This window comes from Priestia sp. GS2, from assembly GCF_036409025.1.
Lineage (GTDB): Bacteria > Bacillota > Bacilli > Bacillales > Bacillaceae_H > Priestia > Priestia aryabhattai_A.
In genome coordinates this window covers 729,113-743,505 of sequence record NZ_JAZGJX010000001.1, presented here as the reverse complement: position 1 = coordinate 743,505, position 14,393 = coordinate 729,113, and the positions used below count along the sequence as shown (strand labels likewise).

Below are 14,393 nucleotides of genomic sequence, written 5' to 3'. Positions count from 1 at the left end.
CTACCTGCCATCTTCCCATTATTGTAGAACCTTGGAGGTCGTATAAATCTTTACCACATGCCCAGTCTCCATCGAGCTATCGACTTGCTTGGAAATTCGCTCTTCAAGTGCTTTTAAACCTTTTTTCCCCTCGAAATCCTCAGCTGTCATCTCCGATAGTTCTTTAATAATGATGTCTTTTACTTGGAACTCTCTTTTCTGCAATTCTTTAGCTGCCTTTTTGCTGTCCATTTGAATCTTAAATGATAGACTAATATAATTATTGCTTTTTAAATTCGTTTTAATATCAGCAATATCAACAGATGAATCAATCACTTCATCAATGGAAGGAGCCGCTTCAGCTACCGGCTCGCTTATTAGCTTTAACGTTACAATAACCGCAATACTTCCAATCAATGTCAAAGACAATAAAATAATAACCATAGTACCAACTAACTTATTTTTAAACAAAGCTTACTCCTCCATATCACGTCGCAGACCCAACACATTAACCGATTGATAATAAGCGCATACCTTTTCGTTCACTTCAGCAACTGATTCTTTTACAACCAACTTTTTATTGTTTGTTAGCGTAATGGTCGTGTCAGGAAAGGATTCCACTTGCTCTATGTAAATTGCATTTAGCGTAAATTGCTTTCCATTTAATCTTGTTAAAGTTACCATACCTGATAAAAAGCCAAACTGATAAGCCCAGCTTCTTTCCTCCTAGGCTATTAATTTATCGTTTTAAGTTGACCAACTCTTGTAGAATTTCATCAGAAGTTGTGATGATGCGCGTATTTGCTTGGAAACCACGCTGGGATACGATCATTTCTGTAAATTCTTCCGATAAGTCAACGTTAGACATCTCTAAAGCGCTTGATACGAGCGTTCCTGTTCCGTTTGCTCCTGGTTCATTTAATTGAAAGCCACCTCCATCTATTACACTACCTGAGTTAGCTGTTTCAGAAAAAAGGTTACCTCCGACTTTTTCAAGACCGTCGTTGTTCGGAAACTTTGCTAAAACAACTCGACCAGCAGTTTGTAAAGTGCCTTGAGCATTCACGTAGTTCACGGTTCCATCTTGGCCGATACTAAAGCTTTTAACATCGTTAGGAATTTGTAACTTTCCTAGGCCGCCTCCTGCTGTTTCACCAATCAAAAAGAGCCCTTCTGCGGTTACCACGTTACCGTCTGCATCTAGATAAAAGTTCCCAGCTCTTGTATACAGCGGATCATTCACCACTTGACCCCCGGCACCTGTTCCAACAGTAAAGAACCCTTCTCCTGAAATAGCCAGGTCAAGTGGCCGACCGGTTGGCTGAATGCTTCCAGAAGTATGTATCGTATCAATTGTTCCAATTTGAGATCCAAGGCCTACCTGCTTTGGATTCACGCCGCCTCGATTCTCTCCCGGTGCACTCGCTCCTGCTATTTGCTGACTAACTAAATCTTTAAATGTTGTACGCCCTTTCTTAAAGCCATAGGTATTAACATTTGAAATATTATTACCAATTACGTCTAACTTCGTTTGAAAATTTTTCATTCCACTAATTCCAGAATACATTGAACGTAACATGTAATTTCCCCCTTATTTATAGTGTTTAACGAGTGACCGATAAAATATCGTTAAGAGTTAACGTTGTATTAGATTCATCATCTAACATAAAAGTAAGCTTACCGTCTTTTACAGAAGTGGCTTTCACAACAGCTTCTTTCTCTTTATTCGTTTCATCCATCCAGGAAACTGTCTTGCCAATAAGCTCACTGCCTTTTAAAATTGGAGATTCACTTTGGACTGCTTGTAAAAATCCCTCTATTGATGTGCTCATATTTGTCATTTGTTCCAGTGTTGAAAACTGAGCCATTTGAGAAATAAATTCCTTGTCTTCCATAGGACTAGTTGGGTCTTGATTTTGTAATTGGGTAATTAAAATCTTTAAAAAATCATCTTTTCCTAGTGAACTTGAGCCTGTTTGCTTTTGCTGTACGGGCTGATTTGCTAAATATAAATTGGATTGAATGGCATCTGTCATCTTCGTCACCTACACATTGTAGTTAATTAATGCTTCTTCTAATGAGCTCAAAAAAGGTTGATTTCTTTCTTCATCCTCTTCATCTTTTACAGTTTGCTTTTCTTGCTTATGTCTTTGCTCCTGGTGCTCCTTATCGTTCGCCATCCACTGATCAGCTGTATGAAAAACCTCAACCTTATCCATTTGCACCTGCTGATTCATAAGCGTTTGTTTCAAAGACCCTAGCTGAGTATCTAAGAGGTCTTTTGTTTGAGAAGATGATGCAATAATTCGAGCGACAGTCTCATGATTTCGCTGCACTAACTCAATTTGAATCGATCCTAATCTTTCAGGGAAAAGCTTTAACACTAGCTTCGTTTGAGAGGCATTCTGATGAAAAGAAGCTTTCACCAGTAGCTCTTGAATTTGCTTCATCACCTTTGATGCTTGCATATCTTTTGGTAAATTCGTGTTTACGTGAAGCGATAGCTGTTGCAGCTTGCTCATTTCACCCGGTATAAACGCCCCTTTATCAACAGAATTTTTTTGATCACCTGACTCACCAGCTTCTATTCTTGTTAATTGGTTAATTGGCATCAAATGATTATCACGTGCTGCAGCAATCCTTTTGGTAATTATGTCGATAAACTTGTTCATCTCTTTATGAGAGAACTGAACAGGTTGTATCTCAGGCTGCTGTAGCTTTTCTTGCAGTGTTTTTAGCTGACTGGGCTCCACTGGAACAAGCTCTCGCAAAAGTTGAAAAAACTGCTGAAATTCTTTAACAAAATTTTTTATGTTTCCCCGTAACGTGACATCTTCTGAGTACGCCTTTAAATTCGTAGCACTGGAAAGCAATTGCTGAAGCTTAGACTCTTTTGTTCCGCTCGTAGGGAGCTGTTGAATAAACTCCATAAAAGGTTTAAACAAAATACTTTGCTCTTCTCCCTCTGTCTTGTTACCATCCCCTTCTTCTAAATGAAGCTCAAACAACGCTAAAAATTCAGTCAAGTCTTCGCTACTAGCTACGTTCATTATTTGATTGTTTAAAGGCTGGTTAATCGGTTGACTGCTTTCACTGAGATTATTAGTCGTTTCAATTACTCCATATAGCATCGTTTGAAATAAAAAAGGATTCTCTGTCGCAACTGTAGTATCTACCTTTGGCTTATCCTTCATAACTGGAAGCATAGGCTGCATAGCTACCTTCATTTCTTCACCTCCATTACTCACTCAACGGCTCAGCTAGTAAACTTGTATAGCGAGCTGCAACGGTAGGGTCCATCTTTTCTAAGACTTTCGTGCGTGCATCCGTTTTTAATGCTTTTAGCAGCAAGATAGCTTCATTTTCTTTTAATTCGGTAAAAATGAGAGCTGCTTTCGCTGGCTTCATCTTTTCATAAGTCGAGACAATATCTTTCTGTTCATCATCTCCATCACCTTCTTGACTAGAAGCACCTTTCTCATCTTCTGAATCCCTAATCTTAATTTTCAACTCATCAATCTCACGCTCTTTAGCCATTATTTCTTCTTCTAAGCTTTGAATATTGTCTTCTTTCTTTTGAAGCTTTTCGTTTAGGCTCTTTATTTGATTTTCTAATTCTTTATTTGCCTGTTGCTGATTAGTAGATTTTAAACTTTCATTATCGTCTCCTATTATAGGAAGAGATGACGTTGCCGACGAGATTTTCTCTTGAACATCGACTCCACTAATTGTTAAACCAATATAAATAGCTGTAATAATGAACAGCAGTGGTATAAAAATAATAAATAAGAAAACTTGCCACTTACTATGCTTTTTTTCTTCTACCTCTTCATAATCATCTTGCTTTTTTTTAGCCATTTCCTCACCTAATTTCTGTGTAGCATAAACTGTTGCAGAGAAATCTCATCCATTTGTTTACTTTCTGCATCACCCTGAGTTTTTAGGTAGCTTGTATAGCTCTTGTCTTTAAGCTTTTCATACTTTTTGCACTCAATATTTTTTTCTTGAAGTTTCAGTTCCCTCATACTCATCTGCTGTCGTGCCAACATGACGTCTCGCTGAAGATTAGCAATTGTCACTTCAACACTTTCAAGCGCTTGTTGAAAAAATTTAATCTCACTAATTATCAAACCACTTTTAAACTTTTTTGCCTGAACTTCAAGCAGTTCTTCTTTCTGCTTGAGCTTATCGTAAAGCTTCTGCCCGACTTGTTCGAAATATTGAACTGATTCGTTATATTGAGCTAATAAACGATTTTTTTCATCTTGCTTGATTGTCATGACTTTTGCCAACTTAAATTGATACGTCACATTCGTTCACCTTTCTGAAAGAGCTGTTTTAGTATCTCTACGCTATCTGTAAGCGTCGGATGTTCATTCGTTTCTTGCTTTAAAAATGAAATAAGTTCTGGATAATATGAAATAGCTTCATCGATTTCAGCAGAGGAGCCTCTTTTGTAGGCACCAATATTAATAAGATCTTCCGCTTCAATATATGTAGAAAGTAGTAACCGTAGCTTTTCAGCACTTATTTTATGATTTTCTTCTACAATATGATTCATTACGCGACTAATACTTTTGAGCACATTAATGGCTGGATATTGACCTTTATTAGCTAAATTCCGGTCCAGTACGATATGCCCGTCAACGATTCCTCGAACCGTATCGGCAATTGGTTCATTCATATCATCACCGTCAACTAATACCGTATAAAATGCTGTAATAGAGCCTTGTTCAGTAGTACCTGCTCTTTCTAGCAGACGCGGTAGTGAAGCAAAAACCGACGGCGTATATCCTTTGGTTGTAGGAGGCTCTCCTACAGCTAAGCCAATTTCTCTCTGCGCCATAGCAACGCGTGTAACGGAATCCATCATCATCATGACGTTAAGCCCTTGGCTTCGGAAATATTCTGCAATCGATGTAGCTGTATACGCAGCCTTCATTCGTAACAACGGAGGTTGATCAGACGTCGCGACAACGACGATTGAGTTTCTCAATCCTTCCGAACCTAAGTCTCTTTCAATAAACTCACGGACCTCCCGACCTCGTTCTCCTACTAATGCAATAACGTTGACATCTGCATTCGTATTTCTCGCAATCATTCCCATGAGCGTACTTTTCCCAACTCCACTTCCTGCAAAGATTCCAATCCGCTGACCCTTACCGACTGTAAGCAAACTGTCAATCGCCCGAACTCCTACTTCAATTGGTTCAGAAATCGGTGGGCGATGCAATGGATTAGGAGGGTCCTGTTCGGTTAGTACTGAAGGAAGATAACTAGGTAAGCTAGTTCCATCAAGTGGATTACCTAGGGAATCTAGCGCTCGCCCAATCAATTCAGCTCCTACTTTTACTTGAAGAGGCTTTTCAGTCGTTTCCACTATGCAGCCAGGTCCAATATATCGAACAGATGTATAGGGCATTAAAATGACATGCTCATCTTTAAATCCAACCACTTCTGCTTGAATTCGTTCACAAGTATCTTTTAAATGGATGTAGCAAACATCACCAATTGAAGCTTGTGGCCCTCTTGATTCAATCATCATGCCAATGACTCTGTTAACTTTCCCATATCGTTTAAACGAAGAGAGATGAGCTATTTCAGGAATAAGCTGTTTCACTTTCACTTTGCTTTTCCTCCATTAAACGTAATTTCAATTTCTTCTTTAGTTCCATTAATTGACTATCAACAGATGCATCGAGCTTTCCATATACCGACTCAATAATGCAATTTTCACCTGTTAAATTTTCATCTGCGTATATGAATAAACTAGCTTCTCCATTCAATATATCGAACAATTGCTGTTTATTTTCACACATCATTTCATAATGGCAAGGTGCCACAAAGATTCGAAGCTCTTTGCTTTCTCTAACTTCCTTTATTGCTTGCTTAACCAGTGATAAAAAGCCCTGCTCATTATCACGTTGAAGTTTTTGCCCAATGACTTTCTCAGCAAGTGTAAAACCAAGCTCTAATATAACCTCTTCAGCTTGAGAAAGGTAATCAGTATAATCTCTTTTAGCCACGTTAACAGCAGCTTGCGCTTCTTCTAAAAGTGCTATATAGTCCTGATATCCCGCATGTTGCCCCTCACTATATCCGGCATTAAAACCTTTTTTCTTCTCCGCTTCATACAGCTGTACTTTTTCATTTTCCCACTGCTGGCGTTCTGCTTTAATTTGCTGCTTGACTTCTAGTAGTCTTGCCTCAGCTTCTTCATAAAGACGCGCAGATGCTTCTTTTGCTTCAGTAATAATTTTGTCAGGATTTTCATTATTTACTGCTCGGCCATTTGAATTGTTCAAATTTTTTTCACTAAATAGTGGCTTGATTTCAATTTTTTTGGTTGAATCATTTACATGGTTTGCATAGATAGATTTAATGATACTAGACAATAATATCGTCTCCTCCACCTCTTGCAATAACTACTTCTCCCATGTCTTCTAATCTACGAATGGCCCCCACAATGCGAGATTGAGCTTCTTCTACATCTTTTAAACGGACTGGTCCCATATACTCCATTTCTTCTGTAAACGTATCTACCATTCGCTTAGACATATTGCGGAATATAATATCTTTTACTTCTTCACTTGCTACCTTTAAGCTCAACAGCAAGTCTTCATTTTCAACTTCACGAACGACACGCTGAATCGATCGGTTATCCAACGTCACAATATCTTCAAAGACAAACATACGCTGCTTGATCTCTTCAGCAAGCTCTGGATCTTGAATTTCTAGAGTATCAATAATAATTTTCTCTGTTGCACGATCCACACCATTTAACACTTCAACAACCGTCTCAATTCCACCAGTATGAGTATAATCTTGGGTCACCGTTGTCGAAAGCTTTCTTTCTAAAATTTGTTCTACCTCACTGATGACTTCTGGAGATGTGCTATCCATTGTAGCAATTCTTCTTGCAATATCACCTTGACGCTCTTGAGGTAAAGATGACAGAATCTGCCCCGCCTGAGCTGGTTCTAAATAGGATAGAATCAAAGCAATTGTTTGCGGATGCTCATGCTGAATAAAGTTTAAAAGTTGCATTGGTTCTGCTTTACGAGCAAAATCGAATGGTCGAACTTGCAAAGATGAAGTTAAACGATTAATAATCATTATGGCTTGTTCAGGACCTAAAGCTTTTTCCAATACTTCCTTGGCATAAGTAATGCCACCTTTTTCTATATAATTCTGAGCGATTGTCATTTGCTCAAATTCTTTTAAAACGGCTTCTTTAATTGCAGGCTCTACTTTTCGCATCGAAGAAATCTCAAACGTTAACTGTTCAATTTCATCTTCGCTTAAATGCTTATAGACGGAAGCGGATGCATCAGGACCAAGGGAAATTAATAAAATAGCTGCTTTTTGCTTGCCTGTTAATTCACTTTTACTTACTACTTTCGCCACTATACTCCCTCCTACTCCTCACTAATCCAAGTGCGCAATAGCTTTGCGAATTCATCTGGTTGCTCACCTGCAAGCTCTTCTAGACGTTTTCTTGACTGCTGTTCTTCACTTAGGACAGGAGGCTTTTGAATAGTTTCAATTGGTTCTTCATACTCACCTTCATATTCATAGAACTCGTCTTTCAATTCCCTTCTACGCTTTAACAATAAGAAAAGAAGTGCAAGGATAACGAGCAGTAAGCCACCACCCACAAAGTATAGCCATGTTGGAATCCCGCTTTGTTGCTGATTAGAGGCTACTTGCTGTTCTTTAAACGGCTGTACGGAAACTACAATTTTGTCGGCAATCTGATTGTCAGTTAACTCAGCACCTTGTTCATCCTTTGAAATTGACGTACGAACAATTGTGCTTAACACTTGCTGAATGTCATCCTCTAAACTCCCAGCTAGTTCACCTTCACCGTTTGCATTAGAAGGATCAATCATTACTTGAATTCCTAAATCACGAACTTTATAAGGACTCTCTACGATTTCTTTACGAATTCTATTTACTTCGTTATTAATTCGTTCTTCTGCTTTTTCATAATCCCCGCTATCATTGCTTCCACTTTCAACATAATTTGTTGTATCTTCTTCACCAGTTCCTGCAATCCCACCGTCTTCAGGATTCTTTCCGGTAAACGTCTCATTGATTCTCTCTACGCTTACTGCAAGGCCTTCCATATTTTCTTTATCTACAGGTTCAATTAGATTCTCTTCTCGGTTCTCCTGCGTAAAGTCAATATCAGCGGTTACAGAAACCATGACTTTGTCTTGTCCAACCAATCTACCTAACATTTGTTGAACTTGACGCTGAACATCACGTTCAATTTCTTTTTTAATACCGTGCTGAGTAGCAAAACTAGATGAATTAGACATTTCTTCGCTGCTGTTTAAGTCGAAATATTCAAAGTTTTGATTCATAATTACGATATTATCCGTAGGTAAATTTGGAACACTTTTTGAAACCAAATGATAGAGAGATTTTATTTGTCCCTCATCGAATTTGTAGCCTGGCTGTGTATTTAAAACAATTGATGCTGAAGCTTCTCCCTGCTCATCTTTCACCCAAACACTTTCTTCCGGCAAACTAATCATCACGTTTGCATTATTGACACCTTGGATATTCTTCATCAGGTTAGCTATTTCTGTTTGCATAGCTTCCAGCTTCACAACGTTAAATTCATTATCCGTCATACCAAATCCAGCATTTTGTCCAAAGAAGGAATAATCGATGCTCCCGCTGTCTGGTATACCTTGTGCAGCAAGATCCACCTTTAATGAATCAACATGTTGTTCCGGTACTGAAATAACCGTTCCGTTTTCTGAGATTTCAGAAGGGATCTTTCTTGTATCCAGTTCTGCTTTAATTTGACCTGTTTCCTGTACGGACAAGTTGCTGTATAAGGGGACAAACTTCTCATTCGTTGCTACTAAAGAAATAGCAATAAGGGCAATTAGTAGCGCCAGGGGGCCACCAATTATTAAGCCTTTTTGAATCTTAGTGCGCTTTGACCAGAACGCACCTATCTGATTTTTATAGAGTGCTAGTTTTTCATTCATTACAATCCTCCGGCTATTACTTGTTTTCTATCTAGGGATGAAATAACCGCAACCATTTATTACATCTGCATACGCATCATTTCTTGATATGCTTCAACAGCTTTATTACGTATTTCAATTGTCGTCTGCATCGCGATACTGGCTTTTTGTGATACAATCATGACATTATGCAAATCAATTTTCTCTCCACGAGCTAACTTTTCCGTGGCCAAATCTGATGCCTTTTGTGCATTATTTACTTTGTTTAACGATTCTTTTAAAAGATTTGAAAATTCACTATGAGCTTCTTTAACTGTCCCTGTGTTTGATACTTTCTCAGTTAGTATCGGCATTTGATGCTGAATTGCTTGAATCATACTTTTTCACCTTACTTTCCTATTTCCAATGCTTTCAATAATAAATTTTTATTTGCGTTTAACACTGTAACGTTCGCTTCATATGATCTTGTTGCACCAATTAAATCCGTTATCTCTTTTAATGGATCCACATTTGGAAGTTGAACATATCCTTCTTCGTTTGCATCAGGATGCGTTGGGTTATAGACAAGCTTAAAAGGGGATTGATCTTCTGTTACTGCCTTAACTCTCACACCGCCCGCTGAGCTTTTACTCATTTCACTTTGTAGTAACGAAGAAAAGCTTGAACCACCGCTCGATTGAAGTGCAACCATTTTTCTGCGATATGGCTGCCATTCTCCATTTACAAGTTCACTTCTCGTTGTTTCGGCATTTGCCATATTAGAAGAAATAACATCCATTCGCAGTCGATTAGCAGTTAAAGCTGAGCCAGATATGCTGAGGTTTTGAAATATTGACATCTCTATTTCCCTCCTCTAATGACAGTTTGTAGAGAATTAAATTTACCGTTAAGACGATCAATTAATGCTTCATAATAAATTTGATTTTCTGCCATTGCGGTCATTTCTTTATCTAAATCAATTCCGTTACCATTTTCTTGGTATGCGTAATTTGTTGTTGAAATAACAGCTGCTTGTTCCGATGATTTTGAGAATTCAATATGCTTCTCATTTGTGCGATAAGCTTTCAATGAATGTTGAAGCTCTGCCTGAAATTGATTCTTTCGAGATACATCTTTAGCCTTATAGTTTGGCGTATCTACATTTGCAATGTTTTGAGAAATTGTTTGCTGCTTAAGCATTGAATAGTTCAGACCATGCTCTAATGACTGAATTGTTCCTGAAAATAAACTCATATAGGACACCTACTTACCATGTTTGGTTTTTTGACAAATTTCGACTTTTATACCATAAAGCCTATTGTAAAAAAAAGTATGGTTCTTGTCTATACCTAACAAGGAACTTTTGTACTACATTACTAAAATTTATCATTGAATTAACAAATCTATTTTAACACCTATAAAATAGATTCGTGCTCTTTTTTCGACAAAATACACTAAATATAATCAATAAGACTCTTATAAATTACATTAAAAGTAATTTATAAGAGTCTTAAATACTAAAAATTGAAAGATTAATCGATTTTAAGTATAGTCTTAATGGATTATATTTATTCAAATTAACTAGTTCTTTATGATCTTTTGGTGTTTCGATTAAAAATTAAATAAAAATGATAATAGTTCTATTAACTCGCATTTTATATAAAAAAGGTACTTTTTTAGGAGAGAAACCTTAACAAAAAAAGAGACCTTTGACTGCTAGTCAAAGGTCTCTTTACTCTAACGATTAGTTTGATTTTAATTTTGCTAATTCAACAAGAAACTTGCTGTTTAATACTTTAATATACGTTCCTTTCATTCCTAGAGAACGTGACTCAATTACACCAGCACTTTCAAGCTTACGAAGTGCATTTACAATTACAGAACGTGTAATTCCTACACGGTCAGCAATTTTACTTGCTACTAATAAACCTTCATTGCCGTTTAACTCTTCAAAGATATGCTCAATTGCTTCTAACTCACTGTATGATAGTGAACTAATAGCCATTTGAACAACTGCTTTACTACGAGCTTCCTCTTCAATCTCTTCAGCTTTCTCACGAAGAATCTCCATACCAACTACAGTTGCCCCATATTCAGCTAGGATTAAATCATCATCTGCAAAGTTACGATCTAAACGAGCTAATACTAACGTACCTAATCTTTCCCCTCCACCAATGATTGGAACGATTGTTGTTAAACCAGCTTCAAAAAGCTCTTTGTTTTCAACAGGGAACGCTGTGTATTCGCTATTAATATCTAAGTTTGAAGATGTTTCAGAAATGTTGAATAAGTTTTGCGTATACTCTTCTGGGAATTGACGTGCTTCTAACATACCCTTCATACGGTCATTTTCAATCTGTTGTTTAACTGCAATTCCTAACAACTTACCGCGACGACTAACGACAAACACGTTTGACTCAATAACTTCGCATAAAGTTTCAGCCATTTCTTTAAAGTTTACTGGTTTCCCAGCAGCCTTTTGTAACATCGCATTAATCTTTCTAGTTTTTCCTAATAAATCCATTATTCTTGTTCCTCCTGAAATCTCTATTCTATACCTATAAAATAAATTGACTTAAATCTTTATTTTTCGCAATCTTTTCTAACTTACTTTCCACGTATTGAGGAGTAATAACGATCTTTTCTAACGTGACTTCTGGCGCTTCAAATGATAGGTCTTCGAGTAACCTTTCAAGAATAGTATGAAGTCTTCTTGCCCCAATATTATCCGTATCTTGGTTAACATGAAAGGCAATTTCTGCAATCTTACGTATAGCATCGTCAGAAAATTCAATTTGTATACCTTCAGTTTCCAATAATGCTACATATTGTTTTAATAGTGCATTATCTGGTTCAACTAAAATACTCATAAAATCTTCTACCGTTAATTTTGTCAACTCAACACGAATTGGAAAACGCCCTTGTAATTCCGGAATTAAATCCGAAGGCTTGGAAACATGAAACGCACCCGCAGCAATAAATAACACATGATCTGTCTTAATTGCTCCATACTTTGTTACAATTGTAGAACCTTCTACAATTGGAAGGATATCGCGTTGCACACCTTCACGTGATACATCCGCCGAAGAAGAATTGCCGCTTTTTTGAGCAATTTTGTCAATTTCATCAATAAAGATAATTCCATACTGTTCTGCACGATGAATGGCTTCTTGTGTCACTTCATCCATATCAATTAATTTTTGTGCTTCTTCGTTTGTTAAGACTTTACGAGCTTCTTTCACCGTAAGTTTACGCTTTTTCTGTTTCTTTGGCATAAAGTTACTTAAAGCATCTTGCATATTCATCCCCATCTGTTCCATACCCGAACCTTGAAGCATATCAAACATTGAAGGTTGCTGTTCTTCTACCTCAATTGTTACATAATGATCCTCAAGCTCTCCAAGGGCTAACTGATGAGCGACTTGCTTACGCTTTGTTTCAACATTTACTTCTTCTTCTTGTTCTGCTTGAGTATCGGCTTGCTGTGAATTATTGGAGAAAATCATTTCAAATGGATTTTTAAATGCCTGTTGCTTTTTCTTGCTTGGAACTAAAAGTTCAACAAGACGCTTATTGGCATTTCTTTGCGCACTATCCGATACAGAAACCATTTTTTCTTCTTTCACTAATCGAACTGATGTCTCCACTAAATCACGGACCATTGATTCTACATCACGACCAACGTAACCTACTTCTGTAAACTTTGTTGCTTCTACTTTAATAAAGGGTGCACCAACAAGCTTCGCAAGTCTGCGTGCAATCTCTGTTTTACCAACACCAGTGGGCCCAATCATTAAAATGTTTTTGGGAACAACTTCATCTTTCAAAGCTTCATTTAGTAAGCTGCGTCGATAGCGATTTCTTAGCGCAACGGCAACCGCTTTTTTTGCACTTGTTTGGCCAACAATATATTGATCAAGCTTTTCAACTATTTGTCGAGGCGTTAAATGAGAATTCATAGAAAATCCCCTTTCCTACAGTTCTTCTACAATAATTTGATTATTCGTATACACACAAATCTCACTTGCAACATCCAAAGCAGCTTTTGCAATTTCTTTTGCAGTTAAATGTTCTCCGGCATGCTGTTTTAATGCACGGCCAGCCGATAATGCATAATTCCCACCAGAACCGATAGCTAAAATTCCATCATCAGGCTCAATGACCTCACCTGTTCCCGAAACCAATAATAGGCTATCTCTGTTCATCACAATCAGCATAGCTTCTAGTTTGCGTAAAACTTTATCACTTCGCCATTGCTTTGCTAATTCAACTGATGCACGCTGTAAATTGCCATTATATTCTTCTAGCTTGCTCTCAAACATTTCGAACAGTGTGAACGCATCAGCAACTGAACCTGCAAACCCGGCTAAAACCTGTCCTTGAAATAAGCGACGCACTTTTTTAGCTGTATGCTTCATTACAACAGCATTTCCAAACGTCACTTGCCCATCACCTGACATAGCGCATTGACCATTATGTTGAACGGCAAAAATCGTTGTAGCATGAAATGTAGACATAATAACTAACTCCTCCTTCTATGCACGAGGATGATGATTCATATATACTGTTTTTAACCGATCCTTCGTTACATGCGTATATATTTGAGTTGTGGATAAATTTTCATGACCAAGTAGCTCTTGAACCGTACGTAAGTCAGCTCCTTCGTTTAATAAGTGCGTAGCAAAGGTATGACGTAAAACGTGAGGACTAATATGTATGTTCTCTGCTGTTTTATTCATAAGGTTTTCAATAACTAACCGAATACCTCGATCCGTCAATGGTGTTCCGCGATTATTTAAAAAGAGCGCATTCGTTTTGGTAGCGCTTTTGCTTTTTAACTGCACTCGCCCATTCTGTATATATGTATGAAGAGAATTCTTTGCATATTTACCAAATGGAACGTAACGCTGTTTTTTTCCTTTTCCATGCACAAGAAGCGTTTGAAGTGAAAAGTCAATATCACTTAGCTGAATGGTTGCACATTCGCTCACACGAATTCCCGTAGCATACATTAATTCAAGGATTGCTTGATTACGTTGCCCAAGAGGCGTACTATGATCATTTAGTTCAAACAGTTTCATCAGCTCTTCAGCATAAAGAAAGCGCGGCGTGTACTGATCTTTTTTCGGCAATGAAACGAGCGCAAACGGATTTTCAATCACTATTTGTTCACGATACAAGTATCGATAAAAGCTTCGTAAACACGAAATCTTTCTCGACATTGATTTTTTTGAATATGACTTTTCATATAACCTTGTTAAAAACAGTCTCGCATCTGCATATGTAACATCTTGTAAATTTTGTATTTGTTCTGCTTCTAAAAAAGAAATGAACGACTCAATATCTTTTTCATAGCAATCAACTGTATATTGTGAATAGTTCTTTTCAATTTGTAAATATTCTAGGAAGGAATTTAAAGAAACTTTAACAAATTCCACTCATATCACC

Annotated in this window: 18 protein-coding genes; all 18 read right to left on the bottom strand. The window is 37.4% G+C overall.

Features of this window, described 5'->3' with window-relative positions; translation table 11 throughout:
* Positions 1–18 precede the first annotated feature (18 nt).
* On the bottom strand, positions 19–450 hold the full coding sequence (gene fliL / locus V2145_RS03865) for a flagellar basal body-associated protein FliL (protein WP_330987334.1): 432 nt from the start codon (positions 448–450) through the stop codon (positions 19–21).
* Between the two features lie 3 nt (positions 451–453).
* A complete protein-coding gene (locus V2145_RS03860; protein ID WP_094912582.1) occupies positions 454–663 on the bottom strand; it encodes a flagellar FlbD family protein in 210 nt (69 codons plus the stop codon).
* Between the two features lie 55 nt (positions 664–718).
* Entirely contained in the window at positions 719–1,558 is an 840-nt protein-coding gene (gene flgG, locus V2145_RS03855) for a flagellar basal body rod protein FlgG (RefSeq protein ID WP_330987333.1), read from the bottom strand.
* 25 nt (positions 1,559–1,583) lie between these two features.
* Positions 1,584–2,015 (bottom strand): flagellar hook assembly protein FlgD, encoded by a 432-nt coding sequence (flgD, locus tag V2145_RS03850; protein WP_094912584.1) that lies wholly within the window; start codon positions 2,013–2,015, stop codon positions 1,584–1,586.
* Positions 2,016–2,024: 9 nt separating this feature from the next.
* Entirely contained in the window at positions 2,025–3,206 is a 1,182-nt protein-coding gene (locus V2145_RS03845) for a flagellar hook-length control protein FliK (RefSeq protein WP_330987332.1), read from the bottom strand.
* Between the two features lie 13 nt (positions 3,207–3,219).
* The gene (locus tag V2145_RS03840; protein WP_330987331.1) at positions 3,220–3,837 is read right to left on the bottom strand and encodes a MotE family protein; all 618 of its coding nucleotides are present in this window, start codon (positions 3,835–3,837) and stop codon (positions 3,220–3,222) included.
* Positions 3,838–3,845: 8 nt separating this feature from the next.
* On the bottom strand, positions 3,846–4,289 hold the full coding sequence (gene fliJ, locus V2145_RS03835) for a flagellar export protein FliJ (RefSeq protein ID WP_330987330.1): 444 nt from the start codon (positions 4,287–4,289) through the stop codon (positions 3,846–3,848).
* Complete coding sequence (gene fliI, locus V2145_RS03830) at positions 4,286–5,605, bottom strand: flagellar protein export ATPase FliI (RefSeq protein ID WP_330987329.1); 1,320 nt, start codon at positions 5,603–5,605, stop codon at positions 4,286–4,288. The genes fliJ and fliI overlap by 4 nt, the downstream gene beginning before the upstream one ends.
* Positions 5,580–6,374: a flagellar assembly protein FliH gene (fliH, locus tag V2145_RS03825; protein ID WP_330987328.1), complete on the bottom strand. Its 795-nt coding sequence runs from the start codon at positions 6,372–6,374 to the stop codon at positions 5,580–5,582. Before fliH ends, fliI begins: the two co-directional genes overlap by 26 nt.
* Entirely contained in the window at positions 6,367–7,386 is a 1,020-nt protein-coding gene (gene fliG / locus V2145_RS03820) for a flagellar motor switch protein FliG (protein WP_094912590.1), read from the bottom strand. Before fliG ends, fliH begins: the two co-directional genes overlap by 8 nt.
* Before the next feature lie 11 nt (positions 7,387–7,397).
* Complete coding sequence (gene fliF / locus V2145_RS03815) at positions 7,398–8,987, bottom strand: flagellar basal-body MS-ring/collar protein FliF (RefSeq protein ID WP_131888205.1); 1,590 nt, start codon at positions 8,985–8,987, stop codon at positions 7,398–7,400.
* A 59-nt stretch (positions 8,988–9,046) separates the two neighbouring features.
* The gene (fliE, locus tag V2145_RS03810) at positions 9,047–9,343 is read right to left on the bottom strand and encodes a flagellar hook-basal body complex protein FliE (RefSeq protein ID WP_094912592.1); all 297 of its coding nucleotides are present in this window, start codon (positions 9,341–9,343) and stop codon (positions 9,047–9,049) included.
* 11 nt (positions 9,344–9,354) lie between these two features.
* The gene (gene flgC, locus V2145_RS03805; protein ID WP_330987327.1) at positions 9,355–9,804 is read right to left on the bottom strand and encodes a flagellar basal body rod protein FlgC; all 450 of its coding nucleotides are present in this window, start codon (positions 9,802–9,804) and stop codon (positions 9,355–9,357) included.
* A 2-nt stretch (positions 9,805–9,806) separates the two neighbouring features.
* Positions 9,807–10,199 carry a flagellar basal body rod protein FlgB gene (flgB, locus tag V2145_RS03800; RefSeq protein ID WP_094912594.1) on the bottom strand — a complete coding sequence of 131 codons (393 nt, stop codon included), beginning with the start codon at positions 10,197–10,199 and terminating at the stop codon, positions 9,807–9,809.
* A 490-nt stretch (positions 10,200–10,689) separates the two neighbouring features.
* Positions 10,690–11,469 carry a GTP-sensing pleiotropic transcriptional regulator CodY gene (codY, locus tag V2145_RS03795; protein WP_025908993.1) on the bottom strand — a complete coding sequence of 260 codons (780 nt, stop codon included), beginning with the start codon at positions 11,467–11,469 and terminating at the stop codon, positions 10,690–10,692.
* Between the two features lie 34 nt (positions 11,470–11,503).
* Positions 11,504–12,904 carry an HslU--HslV peptidase ATPase subunit gene (gene hslU / locus V2145_RS03790; protein WP_094912595.1) on the bottom strand — a complete coding sequence of 467 codons (1,401 nt, stop codon included), beginning with the start codon at positions 12,902–12,904 and terminating at the stop codon, positions 11,504–11,506.
* A gap of 15 nt (positions 12,905–12,919) precedes the next feature.
* On the bottom strand, positions 12,920–13,462 hold the full coding sequence (gene hslV / locus V2145_RS03785; RefSeq protein WP_025908995.1) for an ATP-dependent protease subunit HslV: 543 nt from the start codon (positions 13,460–13,462) through the stop codon (positions 12,920–12,922).
* Positions 13,463–13,480: 18 nt separating this feature from the next.
* Positions 13,481–14,383 carry a tyrosine recombinase XerC gene (gene xerC / locus V2145_RS03780; protein WP_094912596.1) on the bottom strand — a complete coding sequence of 301 codons (903 nt, stop codon included), beginning with the start codon at positions 14,381–14,383 and terminating at the stop codon, positions 13,481–13,483.
* Between the last annotated feature and the right edge of the window lie 10 nt (positions 14,384–14,393).

Bases quoted from the DNA above. Each gene is read 5' to 3' on its own strand.
- V2145_RS03860 (WP_094912582.1), bottom strand. From the start codon at position 663: ATGGTAACTTTAACAAGATTAAATGGAAAGCAATTTACGCTAAATGCA.
- flgG (WP_330987333.1), bottom strand. From the start codon at position 1,558: ATGTTACGTTCAATGTATTCTGGAATTAGTGGAATGAAAAATTTTCAA.
- flgD (WP_094912584.1), bottom strand. From the start codon at position 2,015: ATGACAGATGCCATTCAATCCAATTTATATTTAGCAAATCAGCCCGTA.
- V2145_RS03845 (WP_330987332.1), bottom strand. From the start codon at position 3,206: ATGAAGGTAGCTATGCAGCCTATGCTTCCAGTTATGAAGGATAAGCCA.
- V2145_RS03840 (WP_330987331.1), bottom strand. From the start codon at position 3,837: ATGGCTAAAAAAAAGCAAGATGATTATGAAGAGGTAGAAGAAAAAAAG.
- fliF (WP_131888205.1), bottom strand. From the start codon at position 8,987: ATGAATGAAAAACTAGCACTCTATAAAAATCAGATAGGTGCGTTCTGG.
- fliE (WP_094912592.1), bottom strand. From the start codon at position 9,343: ATGATTCAAGCAATTCAGCATCAAATGCCGATACTAACTGAGAAAGTA.
- flgC (WP_330987327.1), bottom strand. From the start codon at position 9,804: ATGTCAATATTTCAAAACCTCAGCATATCTGGCTCAGCTTTAACTGCT.
- flgB (WP_094912594.1), bottom strand. From the start codon at position 10,199: ATGAGTTTATTTTCAGGAACAATTCAGTCATTAGAGCATGGTCTGAAC.
- codY (WP_025908993.1), bottom strand. From the start codon at position 11,469: ATGGATTTATTAGGAAAAACTAGAAAGATTAATGCGATGTTACAAAAG.
- hslU (WP_094912595.1), bottom strand. From the start codon at position 12,904: ATGAATTCTCATTTAACGCCTCGACAAATAGTTGAAAAGCTTGATCAA.
- hslV (WP_025908995.1), bottom strand. From the start codon at position 13,462: ATGTCTACATTTCATGCTACAACGATTTTTGCCGTTCAACATAATGGT.